Raw genomic sequence first — 16398 nt, forward strand, 5'->3', positions numbered from 1 at the left:
AAGGCATGGCCGAACTCAACCAACCCATGATCGAGGAGGAAAATCAGCCCCTACACATCACCGCCAAAGCCGCCTGACGATGGCCCACGGCCACAGCCGAAATTACACCACCTTGACGGACGCGACCCCCGATTTGCTGATGATCCGGCATGATGAAGGCACACCGGACCAGAACCTGGATTGTCGAACGCCTGCCATCGTGGGGGCTGCGGGGAGCGGGCCTGTGCATGGTCGGGATGGGCATCGCGATGTTTCGACACCTGATCGGGCGGCTGGCGGGCGGTCGTGTCCATCAGGCGAGCCCTGAGGACCTGCTGTGGGCGACCGCTGTATTCGCGACCTTGACCATCGGCAGTGCGCTGGCCGGGCTTGGCCGTCATCTTTTCGATCAGGTCGAACGTCCGGTCTTATGGCACGGTGGACATGTCTACGGCAGTGCCGACGCCGGGAACCCAGCAGCACTGCGCTCGCCGCCGGACGACGGCCAGCCGCACGGTGGCCAACCCTGACGAATGCCATGCATTCCTGACAGTGACACAGAATCAGGCGTTACGATCGTGCGGATGTGTGACGAGGGCATGGTCGCGAGGAGGAGCTTGAGGACCTGGTGCCAGCCATGTTGACGGCTACTGGAACGATCCCGAGAAGACGGCGGAGACTTTCGCCGGCGGCTGGTTCCACAGCGGCGACCTCGGCGTGCTCGACGACGAGGGCTACCTGACGGTGATCGACCGCAAGAAGGACATGATCAAGACCGGCGGCGAGAACGTCGCCTCGCGCGAGGTGGAGGAGGCGCTCTACCTCCACCCGGCGGTCAGCGAGGTGGCGGTGGTTGCCCTGCCCGATCCGCGCTGGATCGAGGCGGTCTCGGCGGTGATCGTGCTGCGGGATGGCAAGGACGCCAGCGTCGAGGAGATCATCGCCCATTGCAGCGTGCACCTGTCTGGCTTCAAGGTGCCCAAGAAGGTAATCTTCCAGGACAGCCTGCCGCGCAACGCCAGCGGCAAGATCCTCAAGCGCGACCTGCGCCTGTCGCTGCTGCCCTGAGGGGGGGGAAGGGGAGGTGGGCGGCAATATATACTGTTCCCGGCCCCTCCGAATGAGGGGTTGTCGCACCTGTCGCCGTAATTCCGGAATTTCGTGCACTGTCCCCGTAATGCGAAATACATATACTGTCCCCGGAAATGCCGGAAATGCAGGATAGGAAAAGCATAGGTTCTTAACGAGTTGTCCCACTGCTGACGATGTTTGAAGTTGCGCCAGCTGGATTGATGCGTGGTGATGTGAGCTTCAGCCGCATCCTTGAAGCGAACACCGCGGGCATTGGGCTGGATACGGAGTCTGCCGTTGCGTCTGACGGGCCGGTCGGCGAGGGGATCAATCTTGTCGCGCCGGACCATCACGCGCAGACGCGCGGCCTCGGCGCGGGCCTCATGCAATGACCTGCACCAGATGGGGCCAAGGCCCATGAAACGACGTTGACCGTTCAGCTGATAGCGAAAGGTCCAGCTTCTGCTGCCGGTCGGACCGACCTGCAGATACAGGCAGCCCCCCAGGCCATAATTGCCCGGCGGCGCCTTGGATATCTCATGCGCTTTGAGTGCCATGGTGACCTACCATCTGACCCACCATTTCTTTCGCGACCCCGCTTTCCGGAGGTGATTGAAAGATATGGGTGAACGGACGCAGGTCAAGTATCCCTTTGAAAACAAAAGGTTTGTGTAAAAGCGGGAAACAATGGGAAGCGCTGGGAAACGACCGGAAAGGGGGGATGGCGGAGACGGAGGGATTCGAACCCTCGGTACGGGTTAACCCCGTACGGCGGTTTAGCAAACCGCTGGTTTCAGCCGCTCACCCACGTCTCCCGCGCGATCCCTATAGCGAAGGGTTTTGCGTTGTTCAACGCTGCTCGTGCGTTCCCGGCACAAATGATTGATGTTCGGGCAGAAGCGGCTGGAGGCCGGCGAACATGCGCGCCAGGACGGTGACGGCGCGCTCTGCCGCCCGCCCGTCGCCGAACGGCGACACTGGCCGTGCCGGACGCTCGGTCTTGAGTGCCCGGCGGATGGCGGCGGTGATGGCACGCCGCGAGGTGCCGCTGATCTGGCCTCCGTGTCCGTTCAGCACCTCCGGTCGTTCGGTCTGCCGGCGCGCTACCACCACGGGCACGCCGAAGGCCGGCGCTTCCTCCTGCAGGCCGCCGGAATCGGTGACGATGGCGGCCGCGCCGTCCAGCAGGGTCAGTGTCGCGGCGTAGGGCTGGGGCGGCAACAGCCATACTCCGGGTGTACCCGCCAGTGCATCACGCACCTGTGTGGCCAGCGCCGGGTTGGGGTGCAGCAGGAACACCACCTGGGTGCCGTCGGCGGCAATGTCGCGCAGGGCGGCAAGCAGGGCGCCGATGCCGCGTTGCCAGTTTTCGCGCCGGTGGCCGGTGGCGACGATATAGGGGCGGGGCAGGTCGACGGGGCAGGGACCGCCACGATACAGCCGCACCGCATCCACCACTGTATTGCCAATGCAGGCGATCTGCTCCGGCGCGATGCCTTCGCTGAGCAGGTTGCGCACAGCCCCCGGCGTTGGCGCCAGGTGCACCGCCGACAGGCTGCTAATGATGCGGCGATTGGCTTCCTCGGGGAACGGCTCGCGCAGCGAGCCGCTGCGCAGCCCGGCTTCCAGATGCACCACCGGGATGTGGCCGTAGAAGCCGGCCATGGCGCCGGCCAGCGCCGACATGGTGTCGCCCTGGACCACGATGGCGTCCGGCCGCTGGTGATCCCGCGTCTGGTCCTCCAGCGCGCTCAGCAGCCGTCCGGCCAGGTCCAGCAACCCGCGCGCCCCGGGGCCGCTGCCGAGGTCGACGTCTGGCGTCAGCGCCAGTTCGGCGCACAGGCTGTGGGTCAGGTGCGGGTGCTGTCCGGTGGCGATGAAACGCACCTGCCAGCGGGCGCTCTCGGGCCGCTGGCGCAAGGCATGAAGCAAGGGCGCGAGCTTGATGAACTCAGGTCGTGTACCCGCCACGACACACAGGCTCGCGGGCTTGCGCTGCGCCATCTCCATCCCCCCGTCGACCCGATCTCTCCCCGACGACTACCTTAAGTAGAAGTCGGCGGGAATCAAGGTCGCTCAGGGTCGGCGGCGGCGCCTTGCGACGAACAGCAGGCCGACGCCGGTCACCAGGATCAGCAGGGCGTCGGGTTCGGGGATCGGGTGGTCCGGCGGCAGCAGGGTGAGGATCATCTCGTCGAGCGAGAACAGGTCGCCGTAGGTCAGCCGCAGGATGATGTGATAGGCGCCGGCGCTGTCCAGCGGGGCGTCGCCCGAGGCGAGCAGCTGGATCAGGGCATCGGTCCCCATGCCATCGGCCAGCACATAGGTGCCGCCCAGCAGCCATTCGACGGTCATGTAGGCCGGATCGAAGCCGGCGAACGACGACAGCGTGCCATCGAGGGTGAAGTTCTCGCCGATCTCGATGGTGATGTCCGGTCCGGCGTTGGCGATCAGCAGCATGTCGCCGCCGCTGGACGAGCCACCGCTGGACGAGCCACCGCTGGAGCTGCCGGAGGAACTGGAACTGCCGCTGCTCGACGACGAGCCGCTGGAGCTGCCCGACGAGCTCGAACCGGACGAGCTGGAGCTGCTGCCGGAGGAGCTGGAACCGCTGCTCGACGACGAGCCACTGGACGAGCTGGAGCTGCCACTGCTCGACGAGGAATCGCCGCCGCTGGAGCTGGACGACGAGCCGCTGGAGCTGCCGGACGAACTTGAGCTGCCGCTTGACGAACTGCCCGACGAACTGGAGCCGGAGCTTGAGGACGAGCCGCTGGAGCTGCCGGAGGAGCTTGACGACGAACCCGAGCTGCTACCCGACGAACTGGAACCGCTGCTCGACGACGAACCGGAGCTGCTCCCCGATGAGCTGGAGCTACCCGACGAGCTCGAACCGGACGAACTGGAGCCGGAGCTTGAGGACGAGCCACTGGACGAGCTGGAGCTGCCGCTGCTCGACGAGGAATCGCCGCCGCTGGAGCTCGACGATGAACCGCTGGAGCTGCTGCCCGATGAGCTGGAGCTACCCGACGAGCTCGAACCCGACGAGCTGGAGCTGCTACCGGAGGAGCTGGAACCGCTGCTCGACGACGAGCCGCTGGAGCTGCCGGACGAACTTGAGCTGCCGGACGAACTTGAGCTGCCGCTCGACGAACTGCCCGACGAACTGGAGCCGGAGCTCGAGGACGAGCCACTGGACGAGCTGGAGCTGCCGCTGCTCGACGAGGAATCGCCGCCGCTGGAGCTACCCGACGAGCCGGAGCTCGACGACGAGCCGCTGGAGCTACCCGACGAGCTCGAACCCGACGAGCTGGAGCTGCTACCGGACGAGCTGGAGCCGCTGCTCGACGACGAGCCGCTGGAGCTGCCGGACGAGCTGCTGCCGCCACTGCTGGCGAGGGTCGAGGTGCCGCCTTGCGACCGCGGGGTGCGCGCGGTGGCGTTGATCCGGCTGGTCGCCAGCACAAAGCTCTGGCCCTGGGCATAGACGTCGCCGCTGCCAGCACTGCCGGCCGCCGGCGTGGTCTCGCCCAGCAGTTCGGCGACACGGTCGGCCAGTTCCTCCATGAAGCGGGGGTAATCGTCCGGCGCCAGGATGACCGCCGAGACCACCGTCGGCGTGGTCTGCTGGGAATCGAAGGCGATGTCGATGCGGCCGGACTTCACGATCACCCGCGCGGCGATCATGGTGCCGGTGGTCGGCGTCGCGTGGAAGGCGTCCTCGGTGCGCACGCGCACGCGCAGGCGTTCGCCATTGGCGGCGCGCTCCCGCAGTTCCGGCGTTTCCAGGCCGGCGATGATCGCCTCCACGCCGCCGCGATACTGCACGCCGCGCGGGCCGAACTGGCTCCACAGCACCGGCGAGGGGTCGAGCACGTCGAGCATCCGGGTCGGCCGGCCGTTGAGCGCCAGGCGGGCGCCGAAGATCGACGAGACCGCCGGGTCGGCGGGGTCGGGGGCAGTCAGCATCTCGGGGTTGCTGAGCTGCTGGAAATGCCGGCTGTTGAGCGGCTCACGCTGCAGTGCGGGCTCGGCGGGCAGGGTCGCCGGCCGGGGCGCCGAGATGGTCTGCACCATTGGCGCGGAGCGGCCGTTGATGGAAATGCGCACGTTGGCGGGGAAGGCCGGCTGACCGCGCGTCGGACCCAGCACATAGACGCGGTAGGCGCCGTTGGGCACCTTGAAGTGCAGCCCCTCGACACCGGACAGCGCCGTGGCGCTGGGGCCGGCGCGGCCCTGGTAGCTCAGCGCCTTCAGCGTCGTGCCGGTGGCGACATTGCCGCGCGGGCTGACCCGTTTGAAGCCGACATAGGGGCTGGCCTCGGCGGCGCCGAAGTCATAGCCCTGCACGTCCTGGGGCAGACGATAGCCGTCGCGCCAGTCGTAGGCGGTGACGAAGGCGCTGAGCGCGGCCTTCTGCACCGACTCGGTGACGGTGTTGGCGCCCTCGGCCAGGGCCAGGAAGTCGCCGGCCGCCTTGCTGGTCGACAGGGCGTCGATCAGCCCGAAGGCCCGCTCGCGCAGGCGCGACAGGTCGCCGGCGGCTTGGTCGAAATAGGCCAGCACCGCCGGCTTGTCCTTGGGGTGTTCGCCACTGGCCGCCGCCACCGCGCGGTCCTTGGTCACCGCGGTCAGCCACACCCACTCGCCCTCGCCGCCGGCGGCGGGGGCGATGGTGGCGTAGTGCACGCCGGCGCCGTTGCGCGCCAGCAGGCCGGAATCCTTCAGCGCGGCGAGCGCCTTGTCGATCTCGGCGAGGATGATGGCGTAGTTGGCCGGCCCCGCCACACTGGCGGAGACCAGCGTGCTGGCGCCCGGCGGCACGGCGAAGGCCAGCTGGGCCCGGCCGCCGCGCACCCGCAGCGGCAGGCTGGCGGCGATGCCGGCTTCCCGCAGCCGGGGCAGCGGCGTCGCGGCGCGGGCGGGGCTGTCGTTGCCGGCGAGCGTGAGCACACCCGCCTTGGTCAGGGCCACGCGTGGCGCGGGGCGGACACCGCGACCATCGATCATCCGGCGCGGCACCGCGTTGACGCGCAGGGTCTGGCCGAACGGGAAGGGCATGACCCGCCGGCCGACGCGCTCGGCGGAGGTCAGCAGCAGGCGGTATTCGCCATCGGGCAGCGCGACGGCCAGCCGGTCGATGGCGGCGAGACTGGTGGCCTGGAAGCCCGGCCGGTCGGCGTGGCGCAGGGCGTAGCGGTCGCGGCCGCCCACCAGTGGCGAGGCGCGATCGATGCCGCTGAAACCGGCCGCTGCCTGCTTGCCGGCGCCGAGGTCCCAGCCGGCCAGCGTGCGCGGCAGGCGGGCGCCGGTCTCGACGTCGAACGGCGTGATATAGGCCGAATTGAGCGTCAGCACGGTGGCCTCGCGCAGCCGTTTGACGGCGGCGAAGGCGCGCATCGGCACCAGATGGCGGCTGTCGGCCTCGATGGCGGTGAGTACCGCGTGGGCGCGCGCCTGGAGGGCGGCGGGGTCGGCCAGCGCGCCGTCGAGATAGGCGGTCAGCGCGCTGCCGGGCAGGGCGTCGCGGCCGTAGGCGGCATCCACCGCCGCCGCCAGCGAGACCAGTCGCAGCGGGCGCGGCCCGGCGTCAGGCTTGTGCGGCGTATCGGCGGTGATGCGTTGGGGCGAGCTGACATAGGCGGCGCGGTTGAAGGCGTCGAAGCGGCTCTCGGCGCGGGGCGCCAGCGATTTCTCGGCGCCGCCGGCCAGCAGCGGCGTCAGCCAGCCGGAGGACTGGCGCGGCGTGAACAGCGCGCGGCCGCCCAGCGCTGCCGGTGCCACAAGCAGCACCACCGCCAGCAACGCGACAATACGCGCAAGGCTACTCCGACGCTTCATTCAGTCGATCGCAAACCAATACCGTTTCACCGTGCGATGATAGCACGTCTGTAATGAACCGACGCTTAATCAAACCGGCTTCGTGGTTAACGGCTGATTTGTCGCGCTCAGCGTCGGCCGTAGGAGTCCTCGAAGCGCACGATGTCGTCCTCGCCGAGGTAGGAGCCGGACTGCACCTCAATCAGGTGCAGCGGGATTTTTCCGGGATTCTCAAGGCGATGGGTGATTCCCATGGGGATGAAGGTGGATTCGTTCTCGTGCAGTTCGATCACCTCGTCGCCGCGTGTCACCAGGGCGGTGCCCTGGACGATGATCCAGTGCTCGGCGCGGTGATGATGCTTCTGTAGCGACAGCTTCTCGCCCGGCTTGACGACGATTCGCTTGGTCTGGAACCGCTCGCCGCGATCGGTGGTCTGGTAGCTGCCCCACGGCCGGTGCACCACGGTGTGGGCGACATGCTCGCCGCGCCCCTCGGCCTTCAGCCGGTCGACGATCAGCTTGACGTCCTGGGCATGGGCGCGGCTGGTCACCAGCACGGCGTCGGGCGTCGCCACCACCACCAGATCCTCGACGCCGGCCAGCGCGACGACCGGGCCGTCGGTGCGCACCAGGCAGTCGCGGGCGCCGGTCGCCAGCACATCGCCGTTGAGCGCGTTGCCGTCGGTGTCCTTGTCGGCGATGTCCCACAGCGCGCTCCACGAACCGACGTCGGACCAGCCGATGTCGACGGCGATGACACGGGCACGGCTGGTGCGTTCCATCACGGCATAGTCGATGGAGTTGGACGGGCTGGCGGCGAAGGCCGCCTTGTCCGGGCGCAGGAAGGCGCCGTCGCGGCTGGCGGCGGTCATGGCGCGCGCCACACAGGCGGCCATGTCGGGCTCGAAGCCGGCCAGCTCGTCGAGGAAGGTGCGCGCCGACAGCAGGAAGATGCCGCTGTTCCAGGCATAGTTGCCGTCGGCGACATAGGCCTCGGCGGTGGCGCGGTCCGGCTTCTCGACGAAGCGTTCCACCGGACGCACCGGGCTTTCGCCGTCGGCCTTGCCACACTTGATATAGCCATAGCCGGTCTCGGCATGGCCCGGCGTGATGCCGAAGGTCAGGTGGTCGCCGGTCGCCGCCACGACGCTGGCGCCGGCGGCGACGGCGGCGAGGAAGGCCGGGACGTCGCGGATCACATGGTCCGACGGCATCACGAGGATCAAAGCCTCGGGGTCGAGGTCGAGCGCGAAATGAGCGGCCAGCGCGATAGCAGGGGCGGTGTTGCGGCCCTCGGGTTCAAGGATGATGGCGGCGGGCTCGGTGCCGGCCAGCCGCAGCTGCTCGGCGATGATGAAGCGGTGGTCCTCGTTGGCGACCAGGACAGGCGGGTGGAAGCGCCCGGCATCTGCGGTCCGTTTCACAGTCGCTTGCAGCATGGTGTCGTCGCCCGCCAGAGGCAGCAGCTGCTTCGGGTAGAGCGACCGCGACAGTGGCCACAGCCGGGTACCCGAACCGCCAGACAATATGACCGGCCAGATTTTGCCAACACTCATCTTTCATCCCCTCAGATGTCGCGGTCGGCGGTCGCCGCCCCGCGCAGGCGACGCCATATGTCGTCGCGTTCACCTTGCGACATGGTTAACCAGCGGCTGATTTCATCAAGGTTGCGGCGGCAGCCGATACACATGGTGCCGGTTGTGTCCAGCTTGCAGATATTGACGCAAGGCGAGCGCGGGCGACCGTCCGACGACGTTTCCGGCAGGGCGAGGCGATTCTGGTCTTGCACCGGCGCGCGCGATCCCGAAAGAGAACCATGAACCGTACAGCTATCCCGTTCGGGCCGGTTGTCGTCAACTTTTCGAGAAAGACCGGTATCGTGACCAACGCCCGTGGACTGCTTCCCGACATGAGCGGCATGCCGCTCGACGATATCCGGTCGATCCTGGCCGGCACCCCCGATCGCGACGAGACAGCGGCGCGGGCGGCCTATGAACACCAGCGCGATCTGGTATTTCCGGTGCGGGAGCGCGGCCGCCTGGCGAGCCTGGCGGTCTGGCTGGCAGGCTGGCAGGGCAGGGCGACACCTGCTGCGACCCGTATCGAACTGAGCCTGTTTGCTGGCGCGCAGGGGCAGGAGGGGCTTGAAGGCGCTGCTCTCCACCGCGCGATTGATGACGTGCGCACCCGCGTGCTGCTTCTCTCCGCCGGTGGGGGGGCGCCCAATGCGGTGGGCGTGGCGCTGGGGGCCGGGCTGAAGGTATTCGATCTTGCGGTCGAGCGGCCAACGCCGAATCCGGCGCGCGGAGCGGCGATGACCGATCGGGAATGTGTGGCCGCGATGGCCTTTGGCATGGAAGCGGTCGCCGGGCAGGCCGACATTCTGTGTGTCGGAGCCATCGGGGTTGGCACCCGGATCGCCGCCGCTGGCGTTGCCATGGCGCTGATGGGTGGTGCACCGTCCGACTGGCTGGCCGGCCATGTCGGCGATTATGCCCGCGCCGTGCGTCACCTGGAGGCGGTGACGGCTGCGGAGCATTGGCGGCGCGGTGATCCGCTCGCCATTTTGCAGCATCTGGGGTGTCGCGAACTGGCGGCAGTGACGGGCGCCATCCTTGCCGCGCGCGTGCAGCGGATGCCGGTGGTGCTGGATGGCTTCGAGGCGCTGGTGGCGGCAGCGGTGCTGGCGCGCCTGCGGCCGGGTGCTGTCGATCATTGTCTGGTGGCAGGGCGTGACGGCTCGTCATCCCACGACCGAATCATTACGCATCTGCAATTCGAGCCGTTGCTTGATCTGCAGGTCGAAGGCGGCGACGGATTAACCGCGTTGCTGGCGGCTCAGATACTGCGGGCGGCATGCGAACTGCACGGCGGTCTCGCGACGCACAAGCAAATGCAGCAGCTTTTGAATGACTTGCCGCCATTGTAGTGCGGATGTTTGCGCAGCTCACCCGATAGTTGTCCTGGCGTTATGGTTAACTGAAATATTCGGAGCATAACTCCGCATTAATAAACGCGCCCGCATAGTCGCTGCCAAGGTTCGGTGGTCGTTCAGGAGGGGCCCCTGCCGCACCCAGGAAAAAGGGATCGGTGGTCCATGACGCAAACAGCGACACGAGAAGCACGAGAAGAGTCGCAGCAGATGCTGCCTGCTGAAGGCGGCAAGCAGAGCTTGGTCGACGTGTATAACCGCTATTTTCAGTACCGGATCGCCCGGACGTCGCAGGAATTCGAAGCCGCCCATCGGCTGCGCTACGATGTCTACTGCGAGGAAACCGGGTTCCTCTCCAAAACCGAGAATCCGAACGGCCTGGAGCAGGATGAGCATGATTGCCATTCACTCCAGAGCGTCCTTTACCATCGCCTGTCGGGTGTTCCGGTGGGCACGGTGCGGGTGGTGCTGCCGTTGCCGGACATGGCGGGCTGCGGTCTGCCGGCGCGCATGGCGGCGCCCGGTCTTGACCTGATGCCGGAGTCCCTGCTGCCGCGGGCGACGACGGGCGAAATCTCGCGGTTCTCCATCCATGGCGATTTCCGCAAGCGTCGGGGCGACGGACTATACCCCGCGCTCCATACCGCCGACATGCCGGACCCGCGCCGTATCATCCCGCACATGACGCTCGGGCTGATGACGTCGATCTTCGAGATGACGCTGGAGGCCGGCCTCACTCACCTGTGCGCGATCATCGATCCCGCGTTGTGGCGGATGTTGCGTATGCTTGGTCTGCACTTCAAGGCGGCCGGACCGCAGGTCGACTTTCATGGCCCGCGCCAGCCGGTCTATGCCTCCTGCGACGAGTTGATCGCCCTCGTGCGCGACAACAATCCGGATATCTACGGGGTGATTTCCAGCAATGAGCGTTTCCAGATCCATGCGCACAGCGCAGCACTCTGACGTCATGCACGCGGTTTCCACCCTCGATACCGCGCTGCCGGTCAGGGATGTCGAGCCCGAAAGCGGCCATGAGCCGCTGCCGGAGGCCTGGTTCGACTATGATCAGGCTTTCTCGCGCAATATCGGCTGGCTGACTGAATGGGAACAGCAGCAACTGCGCGAAAAGCGGGTGGCCATTGCCGGCATGGGCGGTGTTGGCGGCGTGCACATGCTGACCTTCGCCCGGTTGGGTGTCGGCGGCTTCAATGTCGCGGATTTCGACCGTTTCGGTGTCGAGAACATGAACCGCCAGGCCGGCGCGACCGCCCGCACCATGGGCAAGCCCAAGGCGGCCTCGGTGGTCGCCATGGCGCGCGATATCAACCCGGAGCTCGACGTCAACGTCTTCGATCGCGGCGTCAACGAGGACAACCTCGATGCCTTCCTCGACGGTGTCGACGTCTACATCGACGGTCTGGACTTCTTCGTGCTGGACATCCGCCGCAAGCTGTTCGCCAAAGCGCGCGAGCGTGGCATCCCGGCCATTACCGCCGGCCCGCTGGGTATGGGCACGGGGTATATCGTGTTTACGCCCGACGGCCTGAGCTTCGAGGACTATTTCCGCTTCGAAGGGAAGTCTCCCAATCAGCAGTACATCAATTTTCTCATGGGGTTGACCCCGCCGATGCTGCATCGCCGCTATCTGGCCGACGGCTCGCGGGTCGATATGCTGGACAAGCGCGGGCCCTCGACGTCGATCGCCTGTCAGCTGTGCTCGGGTGTCGCGGCGGTCGAGGCGGTCAAGCTCATGCTCAAGCGCGGGCCGGTAAAGGCGGCGCCCTATTACCATCACTTCGATCCGTATCTCGGTCGCTTCACGGTCAAGAAGTTGCGGTGGGGGAATGCCGGGCCGGTCCAGCGGCTCAAGACGGCCCTGGTCGGGCGGATCGTCGGCCATCTGTCCCGAGGGGCACGACCGCGGGAGGTCGAGCCGACGCTCGATACACCGATTCTTACCCGCATTCTCGACGTTGCACGCTGGGCGCCGAGCCCGGACAACAGCCAGCCCTGGCGGTTTGAGCAAACCTCGCCGACGTCGCTGCGGGTCCATCTGGATCTCGAACAGGGCAACCCCTATGCCTACCGTGCATCGGAGCCGATCTGGCTGTCAGCAGGCATGCTGATGCAGGCGTTGCGGCTGGCCGCAACCAGTCATGGCTGGGCGATGCGCTGGCAGTTGACGGGGGACGCCTCGGCGCCGGTCATCGAGGTTAATTTCGACCCGGCCGCCGGCGTCAAGCGCGACCCGCTGGCCGGCTACGTCAAGGTGCGCTCCGTCGATCGCAACGCCTACCGCGTCAAGGCGCTGACCGACGACGACCGGCGAGCCCTGGAAAGGGCGCTCGGACCGGGGCTGCACGTTACCTGGCTGACCGGTACCCGCCAGCGCCTCAAGCTGTCGCTGGTCAATGCGGCGGCGACCGCAATCCGCCTGCGGTCAAAGGCCTGCCATGGCGTCCATCAGCAGGTGATCGACTGGGATAACCGCTTCAGCCGCGCCGGCATGCCAGCGGGCGCACTCGGACTCGATCCGCTGGCGCAACGGATTATGCGCTTCGTGCTGGGGGACTGGCGGCGGATGAAGGTGGCCAGTCGCTGGCTGGGTGCCACTCTCTATGCCGGTCTGGAGATGGATATACTGCCGGGCCTGCGCAGCGGAGGCTTTGCCGCCATCCATCAGTCGCTGACGTCGGCCGATCGGCTGCGGCCCGAGGACAAGATCGTGCTCGGCGAGCGCATCATGCGCTTCTGGCTGGAAGCGACCCGACGGGGTCTGGCGATGCAGCCGGCGCTGGCGGCGCTCTTCTGTGCAGCCCAGGCCGACAAGCCGGGACTGGAGCCGGACCTGGTGCGCAAGGCCGGCCAGGTGGCCGATGCCTATGTCGATGTGACGGGGCTTGATCCGGCCAGTGTCATATTCCAGTGTCGTTTGGGATACGGGCGGGGCCGGGCAGATGCGCCGCGGTCGATACGCCGGCCGCTGGCAGACGCGCAAGCCGTACGCATTTGAACTGTTAACTGTTTGCCGGTACACAGCCGGTGATTGTTCGATTCGAGCAGGACGGACGAAGAGGGGGTCGTCCAGCGCATGGTTCGTGTATTCAAGCACTATGTGCCAACGCCTTTGCTGGCGCTTGGACTCCTGGAGTTCGTCGCGCTGCTGGCCGCCATCCTGTTGGCCTGGCATGGGCGGCTGCTCCAGCTGGCGCTCGATCCGGGGCCGCTGGCGGGGCTGTTGCCGGAAGCACTGACCTATGCCGTTATCACCTATCTGGCGATGCTGGCGGTTGGCCTGTACCAGTCCAAGTGCTATCGCTCCGTCCGGATGTCGGCGTTGCGGCTGACGGTGGCGCTGGTGTTCGCCTTCGTCGCCCTGACGGTGATCTTCTTCCTGTATCCTGACGTTACCACCTGGCGGTCGGTGTTCGTCTACGCGGCACTTCTCTCCTTCCTGTCGATCCTGTCGCTGCGCTGGGTGTTCAGCCGGCTGGTCGGCTGGCACCGCTTCAAGCGCCGGGTGCTGGTGCTGGGGGCCGGCCGGCGGGCGGAACGGTTGCGCGAGCTTGCCGGGGCCGCCAACGCCAGTTTCGCCATTCATGCCTTTGTGCGCATGGCGCCGGCGGAGGGCGATATCGAGCGCTCGGTTCCCCGGGAGGATATCGCCTCGCTTTCGGACTATGCAGACCGCCACGATGTCGACGAAATCGTGGTGGCGATCCAGGAGCGGCGCGGATCCCTGCCCGTGGCCGAACTGCTCAATGCGCGGTTGCACGGCACCGGCGTCTACGACTTCTCGACGTTCATGGAGCGCGAGACCGGGCGGGTCGATCTTGATACGCTGAACCCGAGCTGGCTGGTGTTCTCCGACGGCTTTCGTGCCAGCTATCGCGGTTCGCTGATCCTCAAGAGGGTGTTTGACATCACCGCCAGCTCGCTGCTGCTGTTGCTGACAGCGCCGATCCTGATGGTGACCGCGCTCCTGATCAAGCTCACCAGTCCCGGCCCGGTGTTTTACCGTCAGGAGCGGGTGGGGCAGTTCGGCTCGACCTTCCAGGTGCTCAAGTTCCGCAGCATGCGCAATGACGCCGAGAAGGACGGCACGCCGCAGTGGGCACAGAAGGCCGACCCGCGGGTGACCACGGTGGGGCGCATCATCCGTTCAACCCGGATCGATGAAATACCTCAGATTTTCAATGTATTCCGGGGCGACATGAGCTTTGTCGGCCCGCGGCCGGAGCGGCCGTTTTTCGTTGATGAGCTTTCACGGTCGATTCCGTTCTATGCCGAACGGCATATCGTGAAGCCCGGCATCACGGGCTGGGCGCAGCTAAACTACCCCTACGGAGCCTCGGAGGAGGACTCCCGGCACAAGCTTGAGTACGATCTCTACTACATCAAGAATTACTCGATTTTTCTTGATCTCTTGATCCTGATCCAGACCGTGCGCGTCGTCTTGTGGCAGGACGGCGTACGCTAGCTGTTCGGGGGTGCCTGGGGGGCGCTGATCGATGACACTGCTGATGTCCGACGTCGGGCTGGTCGCCCACGGGCTGGCCAGTCTGGCTTTCCTGGTCTTCGCGCTCTTCCTGTTGCGCCAGCGGGAACAGACGGGATCCAGCCTCTGGCTGGTGCTCGCCTCGCTGACGACGGCCGCCTGGGCACTGTCGTTCGTGTTCGCGGTGCGGTTCGGTGACCCCTACATCGCGCTTGTGTCGCCCATGGAGACCTTGCGCACGGCGACCTGGATCATCTTTCTGGTCTCGTTGCTCACCAAGTCGTGGCGGTCATCGAGCCATGTGTCGTCGTCGTTCATCATCGCCATCGGTCTCGGCTTCGTCTTTGCCGCCCAGTTGCTGCTGGATGTCGTGGACTGGCTGGAACTGGCGGTGACGCCGCTGCGTGACGAATCGAACATCGCCTACATGTTCCTGGTCAGCCGGCTGGTGTGCGCGATCGGTGGTGTTGTGCTGGTGCACAATGTGTACGTCAACGCGTTGCCGATCCACCGCTGGAGCGTGCGCCTGATCTGCATCGGTCTTGGTGCCTTCTTCATTTATGACATCAACCTCTACACCCTGGCGGCCCTGTCGGGGCGTATCAGCTGGGATCTGTTCAACGCCCGCGGCCTGGTCGATGCCCTGGTGGTGCCGCTGATCGCCCTGTCCGCCCGGCGCAACCGCTTGTGGAAGCTGGAGATGCAGCTGTCGCGGCAGGTGGTGTTCCAGTCCCTGTCGCTGATCGCGGTGGGTGTCTACCTGATCGCCATGTCGGTGGCGGCCTATGGCCTCAAGCTGGTGGGGGGAGACTGGGGACGCCTGCTGCAGGTCACCTTCCTGTTCGGCACCATCATGCTGGCCGTCGTCGTCCTTGTTTCCGGCCGGTTCCGCGCCTGGGCACGCGTGAAGATCAGCAAGCACTTCTTCGCCTACAAGTATGACTACCGCGACGAGTGGCTGCGGTTCATCGCCACCCTGTCCGGGCCGCGTCAGAGCGGCGAGACGTTGGAGAGCCGAGCCATCCAGGCGGTGTGCGACATCGTCGATTCCCCCGGTGGCGCGCTGTGGCTGCCCGATGACGATGGCGTTTTCACCATGGCGGCGCGCTGGAACTTCCGGACTGCGATGTCGGGACAGGAACCAGGGAGCGGCGCGCTGGTCCGCTTCCTGAACATCCGCCAGCGCATCATCGACTTCGACGAACTTCGTGATGGTCGGGGCGACTATGATGATCTGCGTACGCCGGCGTGGGCCAGCGAGGATGACCGGGCCTGGCTTGGCATTCCGCTTATCCATCGCGACGCGCTGGCAGGTTTCCTGGTGATTGAGCGATCGCGGGCGCCGCAGTCCCTCAACTGGGAGGATTTCGATCTGCTGCGCACCACCGGGCGCCAGGTGGCGAGCTACATCGCGGAACAAACCAGCCAGGCGGCGCTGATCGAGGCGCGGCAGTTCGAGGAATTCAATCGTCGCTTCGCCTTCATCATGCACGACATCAAGAACCTGGTGAGCCAGTTGTCGCTGGTCGCCCGGAATGCTGAACGGCACGCCGATAATCCCGAGTTTCAAAAGGATATGGTGCTGACAATTCGTGATTCGGTCGGCAAGATGAATGACCTGCTGGCGCGCCTGCAGCAGCACAATACCGGCAGGAAGGAGGCTGAAACCGTTGAGCTGTCGGTGCTGCTGCAGTCGGTGGTCGACCAAAAAGCGTTGAGTCACGGCATGTTAAGACTTCATTGCGACGGTGACGAGGTTGCCGTGCGCGGGGAGGAGGGGCGTTTGGAGCAGGTTTTTACTCATCTGGTCCAGAATGCGATCGACGCTTCCGCCGCGGATGCGCCGATCGAGGTCCGCCTGAGCCGCGTCGGCGAGTTGGCGCGGGTGGATGTCATCGACCAGGGGTGCGGCATGTCGGAGGAGTTTGTCCGCAACGACCTGTTCAAGCCGTTCCGCTCCACCAAGGCCGGCGGCTTCGGCATCGGCGCCTTCGAGGCGCGCGAAATCGTCAAGGGCTATGCCGGCAGGCTCGATGTGACGAGCCGGGTTGGCGAGGGAACGGTGTTTTCAGTTTATTTGCCATTGGCTTGAGGGGAT

General features: G+C 66.2%; 12 protein-coding genes, 1 tRNA gene and 1 pseudogene. 8 read left to right on the plus strand and 6 right to left on the minus strand.

The features are described from left to right. Positions 1–149 precede the first annotated feature (149 nt). From ABU113_RS03125 to ABU113_RS03135, 3 genes are all read left to right on the plus strand, one after another. Positions 150–509 (plus strand): hypothetical protein, encoded by a 360-nt coding sequence (locus tag ABU113_RS03125; RefSeq protein ID WP_454558024.1) that lies wholly within the window; start codon positions 150–152, stop codon positions 507–509. Positions 510–696: 187 nt separating this feature from the next. Then, complete coding sequence (locus ABU113_RS03130) at positions 697–1047, plus strand: AMP-binding enzyme (RefSeq protein WP_454558025.1); 351 nt, start codon at positions 697–699, stop codon at positions 1045–1047. 197 nt (positions 1048–1244) lie between these two features. Then, the gene (locus tag ABU113_RS03135) at positions 1245–1442 is read left to right on the plus strand and encodes a hypothetical protein (protein WP_454558224.1); all 198 of its coding nucleotides are present in this window, start codon (positions 1245–1247) and stop codon (positions 1440–1442) included. Here the strand turns inward: ABU113_RS03135 and ABU113_RS03140 are convergent. From ABU113_RS03140 to ABU113_RS03165, 6 genes and pseudogenes are all read right to left on the minus strand, one after another. Further along, positions 1422–1607: pseudogene (locus ABU113_RS03140) on the minus strand (Arm DNA-binding domain-containing protein); the annotation flags it as partial. The gene ABU113_RS03135 and the pseudogene ABU113_RS03140 overlap by 21 nt on opposite strands. A gap of 165 nt (positions 1608–1772) precedes the next feature. Continuing rightward, positions 1773–1865: transfer RNA gene (locus ABU113_RS03145), tRNA-Ser, on the minus strand. A 34-nt stretch (positions 1866–1899) separates the two neighbouring features. Then, positions 1900–3054 (minus strand): non-hydrolyzing UDP-N-acetylglucosamine 2-epimerase, encoded by a 1155-nt coding sequence (gene wecB, locus ABU113_RS03150; RefSeq protein WP_454558026.1) that lies wholly within the window; start codon positions 3052–3054, stop codon positions 1900–1902. A 72-nt stretch (positions 3055–3126) separates the two neighbouring features. Next, entirely contained in the window at positions 3127–6891 is a 3765-nt protein-coding gene (locus ABU113_RS03155) for a hypothetical protein (RefSeq protein WP_454558027.1), read from the minus strand. Between the two features lie 107 nt (positions 6892–6998). Then, complete coding sequence (locus ABU113_RS03160; protein WP_454558028.1) at positions 6999–8426, minus strand: mannose-1-phosphate guanylyltransferase/mannose-6-phosphate isomerase; 1428 nt, start codon at positions 8424–8426, stop codon at positions 6999–7001. An 11-nt stretch (positions 8427–8437) separates the two neighbouring features. After that, positions 8438–8659: a DUF1289 domain-containing protein gene (locus tag ABU113_RS03165; protein WP_454558029.1), complete on the minus strand. Its 222-nt coding sequence runs from the start codon at positions 8657–8659 to the stop codon at positions 8438–8440. A gap of 27 nt (positions 8660–8686) precedes the next feature. Here ABU113_RS03165 and ABU113_RS03170 point away from each other — a divergent pair, with 27 nt between their 5' ends. From ABU113_RS03170 to prsK, 5 genes are all read left to right on the plus strand, one after another. Further along, positions 8687–9799 carry a nicotinate-nucleotide--dimethylbenzimidazole phosphoribosyltransferase gene (locus ABU113_RS03170; RefSeq protein WP_454558030.1) on the plus strand — a complete coding sequence of 371 codons (1113 nt, stop codon included), beginning with the start codon at positions 8687–8689 and terminating at the stop codon, positions 9797–9799. 168 nt (positions 9800–9967) lie between these two features. Further along, entirely contained in the window at positions 9968–10765 is a 798-nt protein-coding gene (locus tag ABU113_RS03175) for a PEP-CTERM/exosortase system-associated acyltransferase (RefSeq protein WP_454558031.1), read from the plus strand. Between the two features lie 4 nt (positions 10766–10769). Further along, on the plus strand, positions 10770–12815 hold the full coding sequence (locus ABU113_RS03180; protein ID WP_454558032.1) for a ThiF family adenylyltransferase: 2046 nt from the start codon (positions 10770–10772) through the stop codon (positions 12813–12815). Positions 12816–12893: 78 nt separating this feature from the next. Next, positions 12894–14282 carry a TIGR03013 family XrtA/PEP-CTERM system glycosyltransferase gene (locus ABU113_RS03185; RefSeq protein ID WP_454558033.1) on the plus strand — a complete coding sequence of 463 codons (1389 nt, stop codon included), beginning with the start codon at positions 12894–12896 and terminating at the stop codon, positions 14280–14282. Positions 14283–14313: 31 nt separating this feature from the next. Further along, entirely contained in the window at positions 14314–16392 is a 2079-nt protein-coding gene (prsK, locus tag ABU113_RS03190; RefSeq protein ID WP_454558034.1) for an XrtA/PEP-CTERM system histidine kinase PrsK, read from the plus strand. The last annotated feature ends 6 nt before the right edge of the window (positions 16393–16398 follow it).

Source organism: Parapedomonas caeni, assembly GCF_041060555.1.
Taxonomy (GTDB): domain Bacteria; phylum Pseudomonadota; class Alphaproteobacteria; order Sphingomonadales; family Sphingomonadaceae; genus CAUJIW01.